The organism is Cellulomonas citrea (assembly GCF_009829685.1).
Classification (GTDB): Bacteria; Actinomycetota; Actinomycetes; order Actinomycetales; family Cellulomonadaceae; genus Cellulomonas; species Cellulomonas citrea.
The window spans coordinates 1-512 of the sequence record NZ_VWSD01000405.1; the positions used below are offsets into that span (position 1 = coordinate 1).

Consider the following 512-nt stretch of genomic DNA (forward strand, 5'->3'; position numbering starts at 1 on the left):
CTGACCGACAAGAAGCCGGGCCTGTCGCTGTCGATCTTCGGCCAGTACTTCAACCGGAACGAGACCTGGGCCGAGATGGCGGGGCCGTGGGTCGACTACATGTCCCGCAACGCCTTCATGCTCCAGCAGGGGCGCTTCTTCGCCGACGTCGCCTATTTCAGCGGCGAGGAGGCCCCGCTCACCGGCCTCTATGTCGACGCCGAAATGACCGACGCCCCGCACGGCTACGCCTTCGACTTCGTCAATTCCGAGCTGCTGCTGAACAGCCTGGAGGTGAAGGAGGGCGCGCTGGTCGCCAAGAGCGGCGCCAGCTATCAGCTGCTGTATCTGGGCGGCTCCAGCCGGCGGATGTCGCTGGCGGTGCTCAGGCGCGTCCACGGCCTGGTCGAGGCGGGGCTGAGCGTCGCCGGCGTCCGGCCCGAGGGCTCGCCCGCCCTGGCCGACGACCCCGTCGAGTACAAGCGGCTGGCCGACGACCTCTGGCCGGCGGGCAAGACGGAAGCCGCTTTCGG

Annotated in this window: 1 protein-coding gene; it reads left to right on the top strand. The window is 68.9% G+C overall.

Going from position 1 to position 512, the window contains the following annotated elements; translation table 11 throughout:
* Window positions 1-512, top strand: a 512-nt coding sequence (locus tag F2B26_RS16980; protein WP_268891130.1) for a glycosyl hydrolase, incomplete at both ends; no start/stop codon positions are given.